This window comes from Vibrio navarrensis, from assembly GCF_015767675.1.
GTDB lineage: Bacteria > Pseudomonadota > Gammaproteobacteria > Enterobacterales > Vibrionaceae > Vibrio.
In genome coordinates this window covers 1,294,543-1,313,972 of record NZ_CP065218.1, presented here as the reverse complement: position 1 = coordinate 1,313,972, position 19,430 = coordinate 1,294,543, and the positions used below count along the sequence as shown (strand labels likewise).

Below are 19,430 nucleotides of genomic sequence, written 5' to 3'. Positions count from 1 at the left end.
CCTTAACCGATTGTGTAGACATCTTAATGCTCCCCTAAGCCTTTTTTACCAAAAAAGAAGAATTGAACTAAGGTACATGTTGCGATAAGGGCAAACAGGAGCCATGAAATGGCCGATGCCGTCCCCATCTCTAACCATTCCCAACCCACTTTGTACAAGTACATAGAAATGGTTAAGCCAGCTTGCCCGGTACCACCGCCACCGCGAGTAAGCACAAACGGTTCTTCAAACAGTTGTAAGTTGCCGATGATGGTCATCGTGACAGCGAAGAAGATGAATGGGCGGATCATCGGCAATGAAATATTCCAGAACCGACGAAACGCATTGGCACCATCCATTCTCGCCGCTTCCAAAATTTCCTTCGGAATGGTCATTAAGCCCGTGGTATAGAGCACGATGTTAAAACCGGTGTACTTCCAGAAAACCATAATCGCAATCGACGGCTTAATCATGGTGGCATCATCTAGCCAGCGGATAGGCTGAAAATCATTTACCCAGGAAAATGCCCACCCAAGTAAGGTGTTGTCCGCGAGAGCTATCAAAGTCTGGTTTATGATCCCGGAACTGGGCGAGTACATGTTGAAAAAGATCAGTGAAGCCGCGACCGTCGACGTGATATACGGCAGAAAGTAAGCTGAAGTTAGCCAGTGACGTAAACGGCCCCCTAATGAAACGAGAATGTACGCGATTGGGATGGCGATAAGATGCTGCGCCACGCCAGAGGTGATCGCCAGCCAAAAGGTGTTTTCGAGTGAACGCCAAAGCCACGGATCGGTGAGTGCGACTTGGTAATTTTCCAAACCGACAAAGCTCATCGCGCCCAAGCCTTCCACCGGATTCCAAGCGTGAAAAGAGAGATAAATCGAAAACAGGAGTGGAAAAACCCCAAAAATAGAGAAAATAAGGAGAAACGGCAGAAGAAAAGTATAGGGTGTAAGCGCTTTCAAATTTAGATATGAAAAAATGCGTGCAGCCAATCCTGTTCCCATGACGTTGCTTGTTGCTGATTTCATAGTAACGACCTCTTACAAAAGGAGACGCGAGATCACGTCTCCTAATTGAATATGTAATTTTGTTATAAATTGCGAGTTCGACGCTTGATGAGACGCTCTGCTTCTTTAAGCGCAGTTTTGATCTCTTTTCCTTCATCAAGCACTTCCATCAGCGCGTTTTCCAAAACGATAGAGCGAGCGACGTGATCCCCTTTTGCTGGCTGAACAGGTTTAATGTTTTTCGCAACATCGGCGAAAAGAAGTCGCGCTTTTTGTCCACCTAAAAATGGAACTTCTTGTTGAAACAACGCATCGTCATAAGTGGTGACATTGGCAGGAAAGGCAGCGATCGTTTCAAAGTGCTTTAACTGAACATCACGCTCTGTCGTCATGTATTCGATAAGTTTCCACGCTTCATCCTGATGCTTGGACTGCTTAGGAATAGAAAGGAAAGAACCACCCCAGCTACCGTAAATGCCATCCGGCAGATGTGACACCGCCCATTTACCCGCGGTATCTGGTGCAATCCAGTTCTTCAAGTGACCAAGCAACCAAGCTCCTGATAGCTGAGTGGCAAAAGTCGCGTTACGAAAACCTTCATACCATTCGTTAGACCAAGCAAGAATTCGACCATCTAGCCCCTTGTCACGAATTTTCTTCGCCACCTCAAACGCATGTACAAAACGCTCAGAGGTGACCACAGGGTTGCCCTCTTTGTCAAAATACAATCCTTCACCTTCAGGTACGGTGGTAAAGATGATTGCTTGAGCCACATCGGCGGCTGACGGGATCAACTGAATGTTGAGTTTTTTGAGCTTTTCGCCTGCCGCAATGTAGCTGTCCCAATCCTTGATGGCCTGATTGATATCGATACCCGCTTTCTCGAACAGGTCAGTACGGTAGTACATAACACCCGGCCCGAGATCAACAGGCATGCCGTAGACATCGCCGTCTGCGCCTTTTCCTTGAGCCCACGCATACGGGGCAAAACGGTCTTCAAACTTGTTCGCGCCATACTGTTGCGATAGGTTCACTAAACCACCAGAGGCGACAAACGGACCAATTTTTTCCACATCGACAACAATCACATCGCCAGCGCCAGACCCAGTGGCTAAGTTGGTGGTCAACTTAGTATGGTGATCACCGTGGTTGTTCATCAGGTAGTCCACTTTAATACCTGTTTTTTTCTCAAAATCAGGTAGCAGTACCTTTAAACTACTATCAAAATCTGGGAATCCGTCGAAGCGGATAGTGTTTTCAGCGGCAGCAGATGTGTTAGCAAGTCCTAATAGAACCGCGCTTGTTAGCGCTAAGGTCTTAAAGTTCATGGTCTGTCCTTAGGGTTAGATAGAGTTGAGTAAGTTCTTAACGGAACTTCTTGTCACTAGTGACGGCGACAAGATGAAGTTCACGTCGTTCTTCTGGTTATTAAGTTTTTTAATGGTTAACTGCACAGCTTCTGTGCTCATTTCCTCAATTGGAAAATGGATAGTGGTGAGGCGTGGTGTGAGGTAACGTGCAAAAAGAACGTTATCAAACCCCACCAATGATATTTCCTCAGGTACTGAGATCCCTTTATTTTTCAAAACCTCCAGTGCCCCAACCGCCATATGGTCGTTAGAGGCAAATATGGCGGTAAACTTCACATCGCGGTTTAGCAGTTGCTGCATCGCAAGCATTCCCGTCTCTTCGGTAAATCCAGCCGCACAAACCAGTGCTTCGTTGTACTCAAGCCCCGCTTCTTCTAGTGCTAGGCGATACCCCCGTAACCGCCCACTGGCATCTGATTTATCTAGAGGCCCGGTAATACAAGCAATATTCTGGTGCCCCATTTGCAGCAAGTGTTGCGTCGCCAGCTTTCCACCAGCTTCATTATCGATATCGATACAGCTGGACGACATATCAGCGATCACTCGGTTTATGACGACGAGAGGAATACCCTGTTTTTCCAGACTGAGTAAATAGTCATCACAGAGATACTGAGTATGGAGAATTAGCGCATCCACTTGACGACCCAAGAGGAACTCTACCGACTCTCGTTGACCTTGCTCAGTATTCGACCCTGCCGTAACCACAGCGTGATAGCCTAAACGCCGTAGTTTGCTTTCAATGCAATTCAACAAACCCGAGTAAAAGGAGCTGCCCAGCTCAGGCACCACAATACCGACGCTTCCAGTTCGACTTGACGCCAACGCTTTGGCGATTGAGTTCGGGCGATACCCTAACTCTTTTATCGCCATCTCTACTTTCACTTTCTTGTCATAACTCACTGGAGTTGTACCATTGATAACCCGCGAGACTGTCGCTTGTGACACCCCTGCGCGTTCGGATACATGCTTTATTGTGATCACCCAGAACCCATCCTTGAAATCGCTTACAAATCGATTATTCAGGATTCATGACCGTGAGATCGTGAGCTTCATCACGAGAAACTAGGCGCTATTTCAGTGGGTCAGTAATAATTGGAAGTTCTTTACGTTTTATATCACACCGTGAAATTATTTCATGAGTTGTCTCTTTTCTCGCGTCAGAGAGACTTTTGCGCTTTGTCTGCTTGTCGCACAACAAGACAATCGGTGTTTTCGAAGGACCAAGAGAGAAAAATGAACAGCAAGTTTATGCCGTTAACTCGATTTCGCGGCGCAGCGTTTACCAAGCTCTGCGAAGCGCTTCAATCGACGTGGAATGTGAGAGATTGAGCCGCCGCAAACCGTTTCACCACCGCACTTTTTTGATACTGAGATGCGCGGGTTCGCGTCTGACTGGGCGTTTCGCCAAACAGCCGCTTGTAATAGTGATTAAACGTACCGAGATGATAGAAGCCAAAGCCAAGTGCAACGTCGGAGATTGCCCGCTGCTGCGATTGATCCAGTAATACCCGTCGCACTGCGTTCAAACGGCACTCTCGCAAAAACGTCGCTGGGCTCACGCCAAGTTCTTGTTCAAAACAGTTGTGCAAGGTGCGCTGGCTGACACAGGCGATGGCACACATCTCGCTAATACTCAATGGATATTCACCGTTGTGATCAATGTATTTATATAGGCGCCGCAGCGCCTGACGCCGAGTATGGTAACTGCGCGGTTCACGTTCAGGCGACACTTGAAACGCGCTAAGACGATCCATCACCGCAGTGCGCAGCATGGCGTGCAGATGCGCTTGTGCAGCCCCTTCTTCAAGCAACTTCTGTCCGAGTATCGACAGCGGACTCAACGCATCTCGAATCAAATTCACCAGCGACCAACAACCGTGTTGCGGCACGCTGTTTTCAACCAATACCGCCGTTTCCCACTGGGCGTTCTCCCATTGTTCTTGACCGCCATATTGCAAACCGTCCAACAGCAGATCGCGCTCAATGACAATGCCAAAAATATGAAAATCCTGTGGCGTGGCCAATTCAAACGACTCCTTCGCCGGACGAATCATCAATTGATGCGTCTGCGCTTGCAGACCATTTACTTTAGGCCGTTGACTGTCCATCGAAAAACCAATCCAAACGGCGCTAGGGTTGACGCAACACTCCTGATGGACGGCGTGACTGGTGTACTCCTCAAACAAATGCAAACCGGGCAACTTTATTTCGTCCAGATAGCCATGGAACTGCCCTGCACTGTGTTGATTATATTTTTGCTCCCAAGCACTTAGGCTTTGTGCCTGCTGATTGACATCAAAACTGTATTGTTTGCACCTCATTGGTGCGCATGAATTCCCTTCATGAAGCAATTGAACCAAATTCATTTTCACCCTCTTGCACCAGCGCTAAGCGCCACCCGACCTATCTGACTGTTTTTATTGATTTATTTAACTTTGCCTATTTCCGTCATGCTCGCGGAACAGTTTTCGCAGTAGTTCTTGCAGTGATATTCCAAGACAAATTGCAAGGTTCAGGCCGCACAACCCTGAGCAAACCAACACAACCAAACTGTAACGATGTAGAGAGGCACAATGCGTTCACGCTACCGATATCAATTAGGCAGTCAGACCTATCAGTTTGCTTCTTTGAGAGAAGTGATGGCGAAGGCGTCGCCGCTGCGCTCCGGCGACCAATTGGCGGGGGTGGCCGCCACATCAGCAGAAGAGCGTGTGATTGCGCAGATGGTGTTGGCGGATCTGCCCCTTAAAACCTTCCTCAACGAAACCTTGATTCCGTACGAGGACGATGAGATTACCCGTCTGATCATCGATGAGCATGATGCCCGCGCATTCTTGGAGATCGCGCATCTCACGGTTGGCGATTTTCGCAACTGGCTGCTGCAAGAAACCACCACTCATATGGAGTTGGCGCGGGTTTGCGCTGGCATCACGTCCGAAATGGCCGCGGCAGTCAGCAAAATCATGCGCAATCAGGATCTGATTCTAGTGGCGAAGAAGTGTCAGGTGACCAGCGCGTTTCGCAACACTATCGGTCTGCCCGGTCGTTTATCCACCCGTTTGCAGCCTAATCACCCGACCGATGATATGAGCGGTATTGCAGCATCGATTTTTGATGGCCTGATGTACGGCAACGGCGATGCCGTGATTGGCATCAACCCCGCCACAGACAGCGTGAGTCAGGCGATTAAACTGATGAAGCTGATGGATGAAGTGATTCAGTATTATGACATCCCGACTCAGTCGTGCGTGTTGACCCATGTAACGAACACCATCGAAGCAATTGAGAGAGGGGCGCCTGTCGATTTGGTGTTTCAATCCATCGGCGGCACCGAAGTGACCAATCAAGGGTTCGGTATCAACCTCAATGTGATTGCCGAAGCCTATGATGCCGCTCTTAGCCTCAATCGCGGTACGGTCGGCAACAACGTAATGTATTTTGAAACCGGCCAAGGCAGCGCGCTGTCAGCCAACGGCCATCACAACGTCGACCAACAGACCTGCGAAGTACGCGCCTATGCACTGGCGCGCAAGTTCAAACCGTTACTGGTTAACACCGTGGTCGGCTTCATCGGCCCGGAATATCTGTTTGATGGTAAGCAGATAACCCGCGCCGGGCTGGAAGATCACTTCTGCGGCAAGCTGCTTGGCCTGCCGATGGGATGTGACATCTGCTACACCAACCACGCTTACGCCGATCAAAACGACATGGACAATCTGCTGACGCTGCTCGGCGTCGCTGAATGCTCGTTCATCATGGGCATTCCGGGCTCGGATGACATCATGCTCAACTACCAGACCACCTCGTTTCATGACGCGCTCTACGCCCGCCAAGTGTTGGGTTCCCGTCCTGCTCCAGAATTTGAGGCCTGGCTGAAGAAGATGGAAATCTTCCATCAGGATGAAGGGAAGCAACTCGCCGACCAGTTGTCGCCGCACTTTAGCCAGCCACTGCGACTGATTCAGGAGGCCGTATGAGCAAAACGCCGACTTCCTCGTTGATCCATGAGGATCCATGGCACAAGTTGCGCCAGTTTACCCAGGCGCGCATCGGACTTGGCCGCGTGGGCACCAGCATTCCAACCCAAGAGCTATTGCGTTTTCAGCTCTCGCACGCTCAAGCGATGGATGCGGTGCATGTGCCGCTCAACGAAGCGGATCTGATTGATTCCTTAGCGCAAAAACCGGCCATTGTGCCCTATTTGCCAGCGTTTTCGCTGCATAGCCAAGCCCGTGATCGCCTCACGTATCTGCAACGGCCCGATTTGGGCCGCAAGCTCAATGATGCCTCGATTGAACGTTTGAAGCAGCACAGCGATAGCACGCCAAGCCCTTACGATCTGGCGATTGTCATTGCCGATGGTTTGTCCTCTTACGCCATCAGTCATCACGCAGCGCCGTTTATTGACGCCTTAATCACGCAGCTCCATGCCGACCAACGACATGATTGGCGTATCGCACCGCTCTGTATTGTGCATCAGGGCCGTGTGGCGGTTGGTGATGACGTGGGTGAAGCGATCAACGCACGCGAGGTGTTGGTGTTGGTGGGCGAACGTCCGGGGTTAAGTTCCCCCGATAGCTTGGGACTGTATCTGACTTGGCACCCGCAGCGTGGTACCGAAGATTCACTGCGCAACTGTATTTCCAACGTGCGGCCGCAAGGGCTTCCTTATGAAGCAGCCGCGATGAAATGTTTCTATCTGCTGGCGGAATCGCGGCGGCTCAAACTCACCGGTGTTGGACTAAAAGATCGCTCCGACGATGCGATTCTCGAACAGCAACGAACTCAATTTTTCTCTTTAACTTCAACGTCATAAAATAAGGAAATTCATATGACCACATCAAACGACTATCTGGCACAACGCCAGCTTAAGCGGGGTGCCGCAGGTTGGATCTTGCTGGCTGGCTTGGGCATTTCGTACGTCATCTCCGGTGATTTCGCCGGTTGGAATTTTGGTATCGCTCAAGCTGGCTGGGGCGGTTTTGTTATCGCCGCGGTGCTGATGGGAATTATGTATCTGGCCTTGGTGCTGTCGTTGGCAGAAATGTCTGCCGCGATCCCCGCTGCAGGCGGCGGTTACAGTTTTGCACGCCAAGCCATGGGGCCGATGGGCGGCTTTTTAACAGGCCTGGCGGTACTCATCGAGTACTCTTTGGCTCCAGCCGCCATCGTCATTTTTATTGGCTCAGCAGTCAATGAACTGATTGGCCTTGATGGTCCGCTGGTTTATGCACTTTTCTATCTGGCTTTTGTCGGCATACACATTTTTGGCGTTGGCGAAGCACTGAAAGTGATGATGGTGATCAGCGGCCTAGCGGTGTTGGCGATTCTCGCCACAGCCGTTGCGCTTGTGCCCGAATTTAACAGCGCCAACCTATTTGATATTGCACCCACCCAAGGCGGCAGTTTAATGATGCCTATGGGGCTCTACGGCGTGTGGGCAGCCTTGCCCTTTGCGATGTGGTTGTTTCTTGCTGTTGAAGGCGTACCACTCGCAGCGGAAGAGGCCAAAGATCCGCAAAAGGATGTGCCGAAAGGGATTATCGCTGCAATGCTGTTTCTGCTGTTTACCGCGGTTTTGGTTGTGGTATTACTCAGCGGCGCGGTCGGTGCCAAAGTGATTGGCGAGAGCGCGGTTCCTTTGGTGGACGCATTAAACCTTTCAGGCCACGCACAGTTGGCAACGTTTGTGAACATTCTTGGTCTGGCAGGGTTAGTTGCCTCGTTTTTCTCGATTATCTATGGCTATAGCCGCTTGGTGTTTGCTCTGTCCCGCGCTGGGTATTTGCCGAAAAATCTCTCACTCACCAGCAAGCGCAAAGCACCGGTTCGCGCGCTGATCTATCCGGCGATGCTCGGTTTTATCATTTCGCTCACGGGTGAGGGAGATTTGATCCTCGCCATGGCGGTGGTTGGGGCAACGATCTCGTATGCGATGATGTCGGCCAGCCACATCCTGCTGCGTATTAAGTTCCCACAGATGCCTCGTCCATACAAAACCCCCGGTGGCATCGTCACGTCTGCTGTAGCCTTCGTACTGTCGATTGTCGCGCTAACCGGTGTCTACGCCTATGACGTACGCGCCTTCCTCTTTACGCTGGCGCTGTTCGCTATCGGTATGCTCTATTACTTGCTCATTGGTCAGAACAATTTAATTGCCAAAACCGCCGAAGAGGAGTTTGCCCTGCTTGACAAGGCGCAAGGCGAGCTTGAAGCGGCCTAACTGAGTTTTTCCTCAAGCCAGAGCGAAAAGAGAGCGCGATTCTCACTCTCGCGATGAGAGTGAGAATCGTCGAGGCGTAGTCTAGTTAAGGCTGCGCCGCTCCCATCTTCCCTGCTCGAAAAAGGCCAAGCCTTCTTGCTCAAAACGCGCCAGATAGAGCCACTGGTTTTCCACCAGTTGTCTGACAATCGCATGTTGCCTGATGACCGATTCAATCGCTTTTTCCGGCGCATCGATCACCACCGTCAATCTCAACGGCTCATGACGCCACCGCGAACCGTCATGCAGCGACTGAAGAGAGAGACCGATGCGCAAATCGCCGCCATTGCCTTCAAACACCCCCAAACGACCACCCACCACATTGTGCAGCGTTTTATTACCCGAACCGTAACGACGCGGGTCAACCGTGGAGGCGTAATATTGCATATTGATCCAGTTGGTCACCACCATCGGCGCAGTCATGATTTGCGCCAGCAAAGTGGCGTCGAGGTCGGCTTCACTGCAATACTCGTGCAAAAACGTGCGGCCATGCAATGGGATGCCGCGCGTGCGTTCTCTGGGCGCAATGATAAACGCGGCGTTATTCGCTAGCCCCCATTCCGGACGGGTTTGCGCCCAATCGACGCTGCGACGCTCCATCTCTTTGGCTACCTTGCTGGGCTGATTTGAATCCGCTTTGAGTCCGATTTGTGGCACGCGCTCTGCCCTTGCACTGCTTGAGGCAGCATCCAACGTCGCTTGCAATTCGCTCAGTTGTTTTTTTGTCGGATCGTCTAGGCTACCGATATCAAACAAGCGCAGCGCCTCTGTGGTGGTATTGTGCAACGCCGCGACAAAATGTGTGCTGTCTGGTATCACCACACCCCGCTGACTCAAGCCTTCACGCACCGCTTGTTGATTGAGTATCTGCGCCAACGCGCGGGCGTTGACTTCACCAGTTTGGCCGCAGCAGGCACCGCAGTCCAGACCAGCGCGCTGCGGGTTATTGGCGGTTTCACTGCCATGTCCAACTAACAGCACGATCGGCGCTAAGTACTCGGTCAAGCCCATCCCTTTTAAGGCATTTTCTGCCAGCATCACTTGTTGCTCTGTATCAGCAAACAACGTCGGGCGCAGTTGTTTCGTGTTGGCAAGCGAGAGCCCCGGCATAGCGGCGTTTTTGCGCTTCGCTGTCAAAGGCAACGCCCGTTTGACCAGTTTTCCTACATACCCCAAACCTAACGCCTCCACCAGCGTAAAGGTCGAGGCAGGCATACGCTGAAACATCGACCAGCCCGTCTCCCGCTCTAGCGCTTGTTCCCGTTGCTTGGCGATCTTGGCGTCTTGCTCCGCACAGCCAGAGCTATCACACACGGAAACACTCGGTGCTAACAGGCCCGGCAATTGCGGACGCTTGATCTGTGTGCCAATCGGATCGTAGCTGATGGGGAGGCCAAAAAAGCCAGCAAAACCCAAGGTGGCAATCTGATCCGACTGCGCTTCAAGGTGCCGGCGAATCACCTCCGAGCGCACATCGATACAAAATGCCGCTTGCACGCTGGGCTGCGATGACACTTTTGTCACTGGAAGCGCCAACTGTTGGCACAGCTGACGCTGATAGCTCAGCTCATGGGCACGCTGCCAAATCAGCCGCACCTCGCTCTTGCGCGGATCATACTGCTGAAAGTGTTGCTGCCATTGCTGCTGCCAGCGCTGCCATACCGAGCCAGAATGGCGCGCTTTGTCATCCACCAAGCACTCCCAACTCAAGCGGATCGCCAGTAAATCGACCAGTGAGTTCTCCTCTTGCTGCGACAAGTTAGCCTGCCATTTTAGATAAGCGCACCACGCCCCCCAACCGCTGACACGATACATCAACGCTTGTAGATAATCGTGCCAGTGCTCGGGGGCAATATTTAGTTGAGTTAACGCTTGGCGAATTTGTTCTTGTGCGTCTAACGCCATTTGATTGGCGAGCGCCGGAATGTGCGGCGCTTTCATCAATAGCGCGACACTGTGATCGTGGCGCAGCGTCTCGCGCCAACTTTGATAAAGGCCAATGTCGCTGTGAGGATGCCAGTCAGCTTGATCTTGGTCGAAATAGGCGGCGCAAAATTGCGCGATCTGATGAGTGACGGTGTCACACCAGGCTGGTTGTTTGAGTAAGTTTCGCTGGCTATCTAAGGTATCGCACAGCAAAGGGGCTGGCGAAGAAAATTCATCGTTGCCATTGAGGGCAGTTAGCGCGCGCTCCCTATTCCATTCTTGGGCAAAACAGGGCGACGTCAGCGCGTGCGAGAGATCTTGCGCGCTAATCGCACCGCTCTCCCACAGCTGGCGATAGTAGGCCAGCGGCATTGCCAGCGGCGAACCAGCCAGTTTCGCAAGGTGGTGAGCCACTTGGTTGAAGGGCTTGTCAACCCATGACCAATAAGGATTGACCGCAATCATTCGATCCAACGGCCAGTTTGGCGCGATACTGTTGCAGGCGGACGAAATCGCCGAGTGCAGCAGCGCGGTAAAGTCACGTTCATCACGAAGCTGGGCGGTCATATCAGTTCTCCATAGGTTGTTTTTTGACCTTTCACCTGCGTTTGCGCCTGTTCATGGCTGAAGGTGACGGGCCAGACTTTAAAGGTGAAGCGAGTGAAGAGTTCATCCAAATAAAATCCGTTGTAAGCCCACGGATAAAGGCGTTTGACCAGAGCATGATGCGCGTAATGACGTATTGCCACCTGCCCAACATAGAACAAGCAGAACACGGCGCAGACAAAAGCTAACAGCATCGGCTGGGTTTGAGCATGACTAGGGGCGATGTGGGCAAAGGCGCTGTGCCACAGCAGGTAAAGGTGCAAGACGAAACTGCTTTGCAACGCACCCAATGCGATGGCAGGCAGTGATGTCGATGCGCGACGCCAAAACAGCGGCGAAAGGCCAACAATGAGAATAACGCTCACCGCCACAGGCAGGGAAACGCTTGGCCACCAAAGTTGCCAAATAAACAAGGTGCCAGTAACGAGGGCGGCGGAGAACAGCACTGCACTTAACATCCCTTGGATGGTTTGCGCCTGCGGCTGATAATCTTGCCGTACCGTTTGCTCGACCACGTCGCCCGCTGAGAGGAAACTGTAGGCTTTGTACAGCGAGTGAGCGAGCAAATGCAGCAGTGCCAACTCGTACAATCCAAGGCCAATTTCCATCAGCATAAAGCCCATTTGCGCGCAGGTTGACCATGCAAGGCGAACTTTAATGCTGATGCGCGTCATCATCACCCATCCGGCTAACAGCGCCGTCAAACTGCCGACCACCACCAGTAAGGTTTGCGCAGCGGGGGCCAAACTGATTAACGCCGCCAGCGATATCAAGACAAATCCCCCCATGTTGACCACCCCGGCGTGCAACAGTGCAGAGACCGGCGTCGGCGCTTCCATCACCTGAATTAACCAGCCATGCAGCGGCAATTGGGCGGTTTTTAAAATCGCGGCAAAAGCAAACAGCAGTGCGGCCAAGTTCAATGAAAGAGGAAGATGTTGCCACTGCGCCAGTTGTTGGCTGATGGCGGAAAGGGAGAATGTGCCCAAAGCATGGTAAAGCAAACCAAGCGCGCCAAGCAGACAGAGGTCGGCCAGTCGGCTAACGATAAACTTTTTGTGCGCGACGATTTTGGCCGCTTTGCGATCGCGATAGTGGGTGAGCAAAAAGTGCAAACCGAAACTGGTCGCGCTCCACGCGCCTGCCATCAGTAGCAAGTTGTCACTCGTCACTAACACGGCAACCGCAAACAGGGTAAACAGCATCGCCCGAACAAACCGCGGCTGCCCTTTGTCGCCGTCAAGGTAGCGTGAAGCGTAACCAACAATCACCCAACCAAGCAGGGCGACTAAGATCACCATCAGCAGATTGAGCAGAGGCAGCGTCACATTGACCTGCGATACGACTAAAATGGGTAAACAAAACGCCACAAGTAGCGCGACTAAGGTGGTGATTCGTGCCATCAGCCAATGATGCTTTCTGCTCATCAGACTAAGCAAAAAGCCACTCCCGTAAACGGCGGCAAACAGTGAACCGCCCAATGTGAACAGCATAAACACTCCTGCTGGAAAAAATAAACGCTCAGGAGTGGTATGTTGCAGCGAGCGAATTGAGATGTAAAATAGATAGATATGCACAAACCATTCTTTAATTGTGAACGATAAAATGCGAACGCTGAATTTTCATCATCTGCACTACTTCTGGACGGTCGCCAAAGAGGGGCATTTAACCCGCGCGGCACAAAAGCTCAACGTGTCCCAATCCGCCTTGTCTTCTCAGATCAAACAGTTAGAAGGCCAACTGGGGCACGATCTGTTTCATCGCCAAGGGCGTGCGCTGCTGCTCACCGATGTAGGTCACTTGGTGCTTGAGTATGCCGAGAGTATTTTTAACTTAGGCAGTGAACTGCTTTCCGTGATGGAAAGTGGTGAGCAGCACCGAGTGCAGCAACTGCGTGTTGGCGCCGTCGCGACGTTATCTCGTAACTTTCAGGAAAACTTTCTGCGCCCGGTGATTGGGCAAAATAACGTCACGCTGGCGCTCAAGTCATCAAATTTCGACGATTTGCTGGAGCAGCTTCGTGTGCATAAATTGGATTTGGTTTTGTCTAATCGCCCGGTTCCCTCCGACTCCACTACCCCTTGGCGCTGCAAACGAATCGCGCAGCAAGGTGTCTGCCTTGTCGGCCCCAATACCAGCGCGTTGAACGCCCTGCGTTTCCCACAAGATTTGGACAAAACCAAAGTGATCTTGCCCGGCCCAGAGAGCGAGATCCGCACTCAATTTGATCTCTATTGTGAACAACACGCACTCACTGTCCGCCCGTATGCCGAGGTTGACGACATGGCCATGCTGCGACTTCTGGCGCGGGACTCAGGCGCCGTTGCCGTGATCCCGGAAGTGGTGGTGCAAGATGAGATTCAGGCGGGTCTTTTGAAAAACTACGCGACGTTAGAGACCGTCACCGAAAGCTTTTATGCCATTACCGCGAAAAGGCACGTTGAACTCCCCATCTTAAAAGCGCTGTTTAACCTTCTGGGATGAGCGGCGCCAGTTAACCACAGAGGAATTTTGGGTCGCCAACATATGGACAAGCTACATGCTTCATTTCACGCAAGTTCAAAAAGAGAAATCACTCCTTGTAACTATAACGAATGCTTAACAAAGGATCCCCTTCCCAACTCTTCGCAATGAACACTTCTCACTAGGAATAAATATTTCAAGCATCAAGTTATTATAAAAAAAGTTGCATAACCGATTTTTGCCTACTACTTTTTGATAGCCAGAAATAAGCAGTCTGGTTGATTGATTCAACCGACCGATAAAACTGCAATGATATCGTTGAGCTAGGAGAAAAAACGCATGACAGAACTGCACAACAACGAGTTTTCCTTCAACATTGAAGGCCTATCAGAAATATCCTTTGTTGAAACAGACCACAAAGTCACCAGCGGCCAACCATATAAGGGGGTTAGCTGCAAGGGAAAAACCCTTATCGTAAAAGCCGGACGTCATAACTCAAAGGGGGTAGCGAAGTGGTTCCAAGACAACACCAGAGAAGGCGGATGTATAGCAAAAACATTCAATGACAAACGACCTGAAGAGCTCAATTTTGCCGTTCGTGGCAAGCTATCTCTTTATATTCATGGCATCACTTACACTATCGATGACTTCGTGATAGGACAAGGCCACTTTCTATCGAACAATAATTGGTGGATTGGTTCAAAGGAGATGTTCGGCGTAACGTGGGGCAATGTAAACCAGCACTACGCCGAAGATTTAGTGAAAGACTCTCTGCGTGTTGTCAAAAACATTATTTCCGAAAACCCTGTTGGTAGTATCGTCGGCAGCGCCAAGCTCATCGTTGATATTCTAGGCAAACGCAAAGTTGGCTCTGGCTCTATCGCAGCGCAAACCAGTGAGTCCGACACCGAAGTCGAGCTGTTTTTATTTCAAATGGATAATTCTGATACCAACGCAAGCATGACTGGTCGTTACCAACATCCATAACGTTTCCCAAGCTAAGTTGGCTTGACGGCAGGTAAACGCAGTTAGACCACATTTGCTCATAAATTCATACCATAAAAATAGCGAGTTTTTTGCTTGTGAGAGCGCCCATCCATTAAAGGTGCATCTCGATAAACAATCGACATTGGAGAAAGATATGACTTACGTAGAGACTCGTAACTGGATGAGTGCGCTAGATCATCAATTGACACTGGACCAAATTTCTCTGCCTGGTACTCATGACTCCGGTACACAGAAAGCACCTGCTGGCCCTGCCCGAACGCAAAATTTTGGTATTTATACTCAGCTAAATAACGGCATTCGTTTTCTTGACATCCGTGTCAAAGCAAACGATTCCAAGCTTGACCCTCTAAGCATTTTCCATGGCATCGTCAACTGCGATATTTCTTTCGCAGATGTGCTTGATGATTGCCAGCAATTCCTTTCTGAAAATCCGACAGAAACGATCGTTATGCTCATGAATGCGGCGACAGGTAACGGGAACGATATACAGGTAAAGTTTGATGAATACATCGCTCAGAAAAAGTACCAGCATCTTTTTTATTTAGGGTCACGAATACCGACATTGACAGCAGTTCAAAGTAAGATCGTCCTACTCAGACGCTTCCCTGGCAACATGGGAATAGACCTGTCCAAAGGTTGGAAAAAAAATAAAACCTTCACGCTAACAACGCCAGAAAACCAAGTGTTTGCGATAGAAGATCAGTATCAAGAACACGACACACGGAAGAAAATGGCAGCCGTCCAAGCTTCAATTGACAGTGCCATAGCAGCACCTGACGATGGTGTGATGCATCTGACCTACAATAGCATTAGTTTCTCTTTACTTGGCCATACCCCTTACCAGTACGCTTGGGGGGTGGCATCGGTAAAATCAGCCCGAAAATGAATCCAGGTCTTGCCGAGTTCTTACGTGGCAAGAAAAAAGGAAACAGGTTCGGGATCGTGGTGTTGGATTTTTATAATAATGAATTGGGCCATATAGACAACAGCGTTACAGAGCTTGTTATCAGCACCAATCCCGGTGTCGCCTTGAATAACAACGCGAATGAGCGCGATCCAATCGTCAACCACAAAGACCATTCCTATATATAAATTATATGTCTGATTTTAAATCACTATTTCCACATGGGATGGCCGTTTTCGGCCGTCTTTGAGGCTTCATTGGCGGCGATTCTCTCGTCATACATAGCTCATCTGTCTATGGACTCGCAAAGGATGCATTGATATGAACACAACTCTTGATATTGCCATTGTCGGTGGTGGCGTTTCTGGCGTTTACAGCGCGTGGCGATTACAACAGCACCAAGGCTGCGACAAACGTATTGCTCTATTTGAATACAGCAACCGGATTGGTGGCCGGCTTTATAGTCGCAAACTACCAGGACTGCCTAATGTGGTTGCGGAATTGGGAGGAATGCGTTTTATTCCTGAATCGCATTTAATGGTGGATGCACTCGTTGGCCAACTGGGCCTTAAAACAAAAAATTTTCCTATGGGATCTGATTTACCCCTTTATCCAAAATCAAGCGACCCCAGCCAAGAAAACGTCAAAGCAGGCAGCGCAAACAACCTCTTTTATCTACGTGGTCATTACTTTCGTTTTCGTGATTTTACCGAATATCCAGACCGCATCCCATACAAGCTGACTAGCTCAGAGAGAGGTTATGGGCCGGAAGATCTGCAAGTCAAAGTCATGAACTTAATCTGTCCTGGCTTTGCCGACATGACTCTCAGCGAACAAATGAAAGTCAAGATTAATGGTAAAGAAATCTGGCGGTATGGATTTTGGAACTTACTCGAACAAGTCCTAAGCAACGAAGCCTATTTATTTATGAAAGAAGCGGGGGGTTACGATGCAAACGTTGCTAATGCCAGTGCTGTAACTCAATTACCGGCTACCGAGTACAGCGATGATACGACCTTTTTGACTTTAGAAGATGGTTTTCAAGCTCTGCCTTTAACGCTCTGCGAGCAGTTTGAGGCAATGTGTGGTTGCCTACCTCAAGACGAGCGGGTCAACATGAATCATCGCTTAGTCTCAATCAATATCGATAACGAAGAAGCTTTCCCTTATGAATTAGTTTTCCAGCCGACCACAACGTGTGACAAAGGTCACACCAAAGATGCCTGTCGAGCTCACTTTGCCGTACGAGCTAAGCAAGTGATACTTGCAATGCCAAGGCGTTCGCTCGAATTGATCGAATCGCCATTTTTCAACGATCCTTGGCTCAAAGAAAACTTGCCTTCTGTGCTGATTCAAAAAGCCATTAAGATGTTTATGGCATACGAGCAGCCTTGGTGGCGCAGCCTAGGTTTAGTCGCTGGTCGCTCGGTCACTGACTTACCAATTCGTCAAACTTACTACATGGGTACCGAGTGCGACCAATTTAACGGCGAACACAACACAAATTCATTACTCATGGCCTCTTACAACGATATTGGCACCATCCCGTACTGGAAAGGTCTCGAATCGGGCGAGCCTTACCTCGGATACAGACCCGCCTATGGTTGTGAAGAATTTACTGAAAGCGACATTGTGCCTCGTAACCAATACCAGATAACACATGACATGGTCATCGCTGCGCATCGTCAAGTAGAAGCCCTACACGACCAAAAGAACCTACAAATGCCCTATTCAGCAATTTACCAGCAGTGGGGAGATGATCCGTACGGTGGTGGTTGGCACGAGTGGAAAGCAAATTATCGTTTGGATGAGATAATTTGCCGAATGCGTCACCCAGTCAAAGAGCAAAAAATCTACATCATCGGTGAAGCGTATTCTTATGAACAAGGCTGGGTCGAAGGTGCCTTAAACACCGCTGAATCGACGCTTGCCGAATTCTTCACCCTGCCGACCCCAAACTGGGTTGTCGCCCATAAAAACTACAATGAGTGGAAGAAAACCCATTTCAACTACTTACCGATTGACTGCGGCAACGGGAAATGCAGTTTAACCTCTGCAACGTCGCAGCCCAACGCGTTAGCAGATACCCTAAATGAAGTCACTGAGTTTGCGTATGAGGGAATCAATCATGAGTATTGAAATGGTCCGTGTCGCTGACTACCTTCTACTGCGCCTAAAAGAGCTCGGGCTTGAGAAAGTTTTCCAAGTGCCTGGCGATTATGTGCAAGAATTCATGACCGCGCTTGATGAGTTTGAATGCATAGACGCTGTTGGCGATCTCACTGAGTTAGGCGCAGGTTATGCTGCAGATGGTTATGCCAGATGCAAGGGTATCGGTGCTGTCTCGGTGCAGTATGGCGTTGGTACCTTCAGTGTGCTCAATGCCATTGCTGGCGCCTATGTGGAACGAAATCCTATTGTCGTTATTACGGCAAGCCCTTCCCTAGATGACCGTGCAGTCATCGCCCAAACAGGCGCTTTATTCCATCATGCTACGGATGATTTGCAGGCAGATAAACGTGTATTTGAATCGGTCACTGTCGCCTCGGAGATCTTAAGTGACAAAGCGCAAGCGCCTTGTCAAATTGACCGAGCGCTTACGCTTGCCATGACTGAAAAGCGCCCTATTTATCTCGAAGCTTGGCAAAACGTTTGGGGCGAAAAAGTGCCTGCGCCGACCGCTCCCCTTTTGTTTCCTCTACTTAACGTTAACCTAAACATGCAAACACAACTCGTTGAGGATATCGAAAGTCGCTTGCGCGTTGCCTCTTATCCGCTACTTCTCTTTGGTATTGAAGTGGCTCGATTAGGGCTCGAGGACAAAGCAGCAACATTACTCGACGTTTTGAACGTTCCTTATACCACGACAACACTCGCTAAATCTGTGTTGGACGAATCTCAAGGCACTGGGAAAAGCCACTTTATCGGTACTTATGCCGCAGAAGCGTCTAATCCTGAAACGTCTTATTTAGTGAACAAAGCCGACGCCATAATCGCGCTAGGCGCAATTTTTACCGATGACTATTTAACCATGCTCACAACTCAAAGTGCTCAGCTTGCTCGTGTAAACATGAGTGAGGCTCGAGTTGGATTGAATAGTACCTATCTTCACATTAGCCTTGAAGAAACGATCGATCAGCTCATAGAACGTTTTGTAAGCAGACCACTTAACAACACATGGCTACAATCGCTTCAAAAAAACTATAGTTGCCATGAGGAGTATTGCACGATAACCAACAAAGACGAGCTGATAACCTATGAACGCTTTTTTGATGTATTTCAAGCCGCTTTGCGGCAAAAAAAAACCATTAAAGAGGCGAACCTCATCCTCGGTGAAAGCTCTTCGCTCTATATGGCCGCTCGTCTCACAGGGATACGCCAAAATCATTTTATCAGTGATGCAGCGTGGGGATCGTTAGGCCATGAAACGGGCTGTGCACTTGGGGTAAAATTAGCAAGCCAACGGCAAACGATCGTCATCGCAGGCGACGGGGGCTTTATGATGATGGCACAAGCTCTTTCAACACTTGCCCGAAATCAATGCAATTGTGTCGTGTTTGTCATGAGCAACAGGGTTTATGCGATTGAGCAATCCTTTGTCGACATTTGTGCGTTCACTCCCAACGGGGATTTTGCCCCCTTTGATGAACTACCACAATGGCACTACGAGAGCCTAGCAAAAGCCTTTAGCAATAGTGAAAGCAAAATTGATTACTTCGCCGTAGAAAGTGTCGCTTGCTTAGAAAAAGTACTTGATCACATTAGTCCGCTCGTCACCCACCCCACTCTTGTCGAGGTCAAAATCAATAAGCACGACCTAGCACCAGCGATTAAAGCATTAGCTGAGTCTGTGACAGGAAAAAAAATTGCCCACTGCCAAACGTACAAATAAGAATGAA

Annotated in this window: 15 protein-coding genes; 9 read left to right on the top strand and 6 right to left on the bottom strand. The window is 49.9% G+C overall.

Annotation, left to right across the window (positions count from 1 at the left end; all coding sequences use genetic code 11):
- Positions 1-23 precede the first annotated feature (23 nt).
- The 4 genes from I3X05_RS22550 to I3X05_RS22535 form a co-directional block, all read right to left on the bottom strand.
- Positions 24-1,013 (bottom strand): carbohydrate ABC transporter permease, encoded by a 990-nt coding sequence (locus I3X05_RS22550; RefSeq protein WP_413470292.1) that lies wholly within the window; start codon positions 1,011-1,013, stop codon positions 24-26.
- Between the two features lie 62 nt (positions 1,014-1,075).
- The gene (locus I3X05_RS22545) at positions 1,076-2,320 is read right to left on the bottom strand and encodes an ABC transporter substrate-binding protein (protein WP_045569139.1); all 1,245 of its coding nucleotides are present in this window, start codon (positions 2,318-2,320) and stop codon (positions 1,076-1,078) included.
- A 15-nt stretch (positions 2,321-2,335) separates the two neighbouring features.
- Complete coding sequence (locus tag I3X05_RS22540) at positions 2,336-3,343, bottom strand: LacI family DNA-binding transcriptional regulator (RefSeq protein ID WP_045569138.1); 1,008 nt, start codon at positions 3,341-3,343, stop codon at positions 2,336-2,338.
- Positions 3,344-3,663: 320 nt separating this feature from the next.
- Complete coding sequence (locus I3X05_RS22535) at positions 3,664-4,683, bottom strand: helix-turn-helix domain-containing protein (protein WP_337971287.1); 1,020 nt, start codon at positions 4,681-4,683, stop codon at positions 3,664-3,666.
- Positions 4,684-4,935: 252 nt separating this feature from the next.
- Here I3X05_RS22535 and I3X05_RS22530 point away from each other — a divergent pair, with 252 nt between their 5' ends.
- Genes I3X05_RS22530 through eat form a run of 3 tightly spaced genes read left to right on the top strand, consistent with a single transcriptional unit; the run spans position 4,936 to position 8,585 of the window.
- Positions 4,936-6,339, top strand: coding sequence for an ethanolamine ammonia-lyase subunit EutB (locus tag I3X05_RS22530; RefSeq protein WP_337971286.1), 1,404 nt, complete (start codon positions 4,936-4,938; stop codon positions 6,337-6,339).
- Positions 6,336-7,178, top strand: a complete 843-nt coding sequence (gene eutC / locus I3X05_RS22525; RefSeq protein WP_337971285.1) for an ethanolamine ammonia-lyase subunit EutC — start codon at positions 6,336-6,338, stop codon at positions 7,176-7,178. The genes I3X05_RS22530 and eutC overlap by 4 nt, the downstream gene beginning before the upstream one ends.
- Positions 7,179-7,193: 15 nt before the next feature.
- The gene (gene eat, locus I3X05_RS22520; protein WP_045569135.1) at positions 7,194-8,585 is read left to right on the top strand and encodes an ethanolamine permease; all 1,392 of its coding nucleotides are present in this window, start codon (positions 7,194-7,196) and stop codon (positions 8,583-8,585) included.
- An 81-nt stretch (positions 8,586-8,666) separates the two neighbouring features.
- Here eat and I3X05_RS22515 read toward each other — a convergent pair whose 3' ends face one another.
- Both I3X05_RS22515 and I3X05_RS22510 read right to left on the bottom strand, forming a co-directional pair.
- Positions 8,667-11,117 carry a YbcC family protein gene (locus I3X05_RS22515; RefSeq protein ID WP_052702502.1) on the bottom strand — a complete coding sequence of 817 codons (2,451 nt, stop codon included), beginning with the start codon at positions 11,115-11,117 and terminating at the stop codon, positions 8,667-8,669.
- Complete coding sequence (locus tag I3X05_RS22510) at positions 11,114-12,649, bottom strand: NADH-quinone oxidoreductase subunit L (RefSeq protein WP_045569174.1); 1,536 nt, start codon at positions 12,647-12,649, stop codon at positions 11,114-11,116. The genes I3X05_RS22515 and I3X05_RS22510 overlap by 4 nt, the downstream gene beginning before the upstream one ends.
- A gap of 112 nt (positions 12,650-12,761) precedes the next feature.
- Between I3X05_RS22510 and I3X05_RS22505 the strand changes: the two genes are divergently transcribed.
- The 6 genes from I3X05_RS22505 (at position 12,762) to I3X05_RS22480 (ending at position 19,423) form a co-directional block, all read left to right on the top strand.
- The gene (locus I3X05_RS22505) at positions 12,762-13,640 is read left to right on the top strand and encodes a LysR family transcriptional regulator (RefSeq protein ID WP_045569134.1); all 879 of its coding nucleotides are present in this window, start codon (positions 12,762-12,764) and stop codon (positions 13,638-13,640) included.
- A 318-nt stretch (positions 13,641-13,958) separates the two neighbouring features.
- Positions 13,959-14,606: a hypothetical protein gene (locus I3X05_RS22500; protein ID WP_045569133.1), complete on the top strand. Its 648-nt coding sequence runs from the start codon at positions 13,959-13,961 to the stop codon at positions 14,604-14,606.
- A gap of 154 nt (positions 14,607-14,760) precedes the next feature.
- Positions 14,761-15,513 (top strand): phosphatidylinositol-specific phospholipase C domain-containing protein, encoded by a 753-nt coding sequence (locus tag I3X05_RS22495; RefSeq protein WP_337971284.1) that lies wholly within the window; start codon positions 14,761-14,763, stop codon positions 15,511-15,513.
- Positions 15,510-15,719 (top strand): hypothetical protein, encoded by a 210-nt coding sequence (locus I3X05_RS22490; RefSeq protein WP_337971283.1) that lies wholly within the window; start codon positions 15,510-15,512, stop codon positions 15,717-15,719. The genes I3X05_RS22495 and I3X05_RS22490 overlap by 4 nt, the downstream gene beginning before the upstream one ends.
- Positions 15,720-15,852: 133 nt before the next feature.
- Entirely contained in the window at positions 15,853-17,670 is a 1,818-nt protein-coding gene (locus tag I3X05_RS22485; RefSeq protein WP_045569131.1) for a flavin monoamine oxidase family protein, read from the top strand.
- Positions 17,660-19,423 carry a thiamine pyrophosphate-binding protein gene (locus tag I3X05_RS22480; protein WP_045569130.1) on the top strand — a complete coding sequence of 588 codons (1,764 nt, stop codon included), beginning with the start codon at positions 17,660-17,662 and terminating at the stop codon, positions 19,421-19,423. Before I3X05_RS22485 ends, I3X05_RS22480 begins: the two co-directional genes overlap by 11 nt.
- The last annotated feature ends 7 nt before the right edge of the window (positions 19,424-19,430 follow it).

Excerpts from the sequence above, each read along its gene's own strand:
- I3X05_RS22550 (WP_413470292.1), bottom strand. The coding sequence starts at position 1,013 with ATGAAATCAGCAACAAGCAACGTCATGGGAACAGGATTGGCTGCACGC.
- I3X05_RS22545 (WP_045569139.1), bottom strand. The coding sequence starts at position 2,320 with ATGAACTTTAAGACCTTAGCGCTAACAAGCGCGGTTCTATTAGGACTT.
- I3X05_RS22535 (WP_337971287.1), bottom strand. The coding sequence starts at position 4,683 with ATGAGGTGCAAACAATACAGTTTTGATGTCAATCAGCAGGCACAAAGC.
- I3X05_RS22530 (WP_337971286.1), top strand. The coding sequence starts at position 4,936 with ATGCGTTCACGCTACCGATATCAATTAGGCAGTCAGACCTATCAGTTT.
- eutC (WP_337971285.1), top strand. The coding sequence starts at position 6,336 with ATGAGCAAAACGCCGACTTCCTCGTTGATCCATGAGGATCCATGGCAC.
- eat (WP_045569135.1), top strand. The coding sequence starts at position 7,194 with ATGACCACATCAAACGACTATCTGGCACAACGCCAGCTTAAGCGGGGT.
- I3X05_RS22515 (WP_052702502.1), bottom strand. The coding sequence starts at position 11,117 with ATGACCGCCCAGCTTCGTGATGAACGTGACTTTACCGCGCTGCTGCAC.
- I3X05_RS22510 (WP_045569174.1), bottom strand. The coding sequence starts at position 12,649 with ATGCTGTTCACATTGGGCGGTTCACTGTTTGCCGCCGTTTACGGGAGT.
- I3X05_RS22505 (WP_045569134.1), top strand. The coding sequence starts at position 12,762 with ATGCGAACGCTGAATTTTCATCATCTGCACTACTTCTGGACGGTCGCC.
- I3X05_RS22500 (WP_045569133.1), top strand. The coding sequence starts at position 13,959 with ATGACAGAACTGCACAACAACGAGTTTTCCTTCAACATTGAAGGCCTA.
- I3X05_RS22495 (WP_337971284.1), top strand. The coding sequence starts at position 14,761 with ATGACTTACGTAGAGACTCGTAACTGGATGAGTGCGCTAGATCATCAA.
- I3X05_RS22490 (WP_337971283.1), top strand. The coding sequence starts at position 15,510 with ATGAATCCAGGTCTTGCCGAGTTCTTACGTGGCAAGAAAAAAGGAAAC.
- I3X05_RS22485 (WP_045569131.1), top strand. The coding sequence starts at position 15,853 with ATGAACACAACTCTTGATATTGCCATTGTCGGTGGTGGCGTTTCTGGC.
- I3X05_RS22480 (WP_045569130.1), top strand. The coding sequence starts at position 17,660 with ATGAGTATTGAAATGGTCCGTGTCGCTGACTACCTTCTACTGCGCCTA.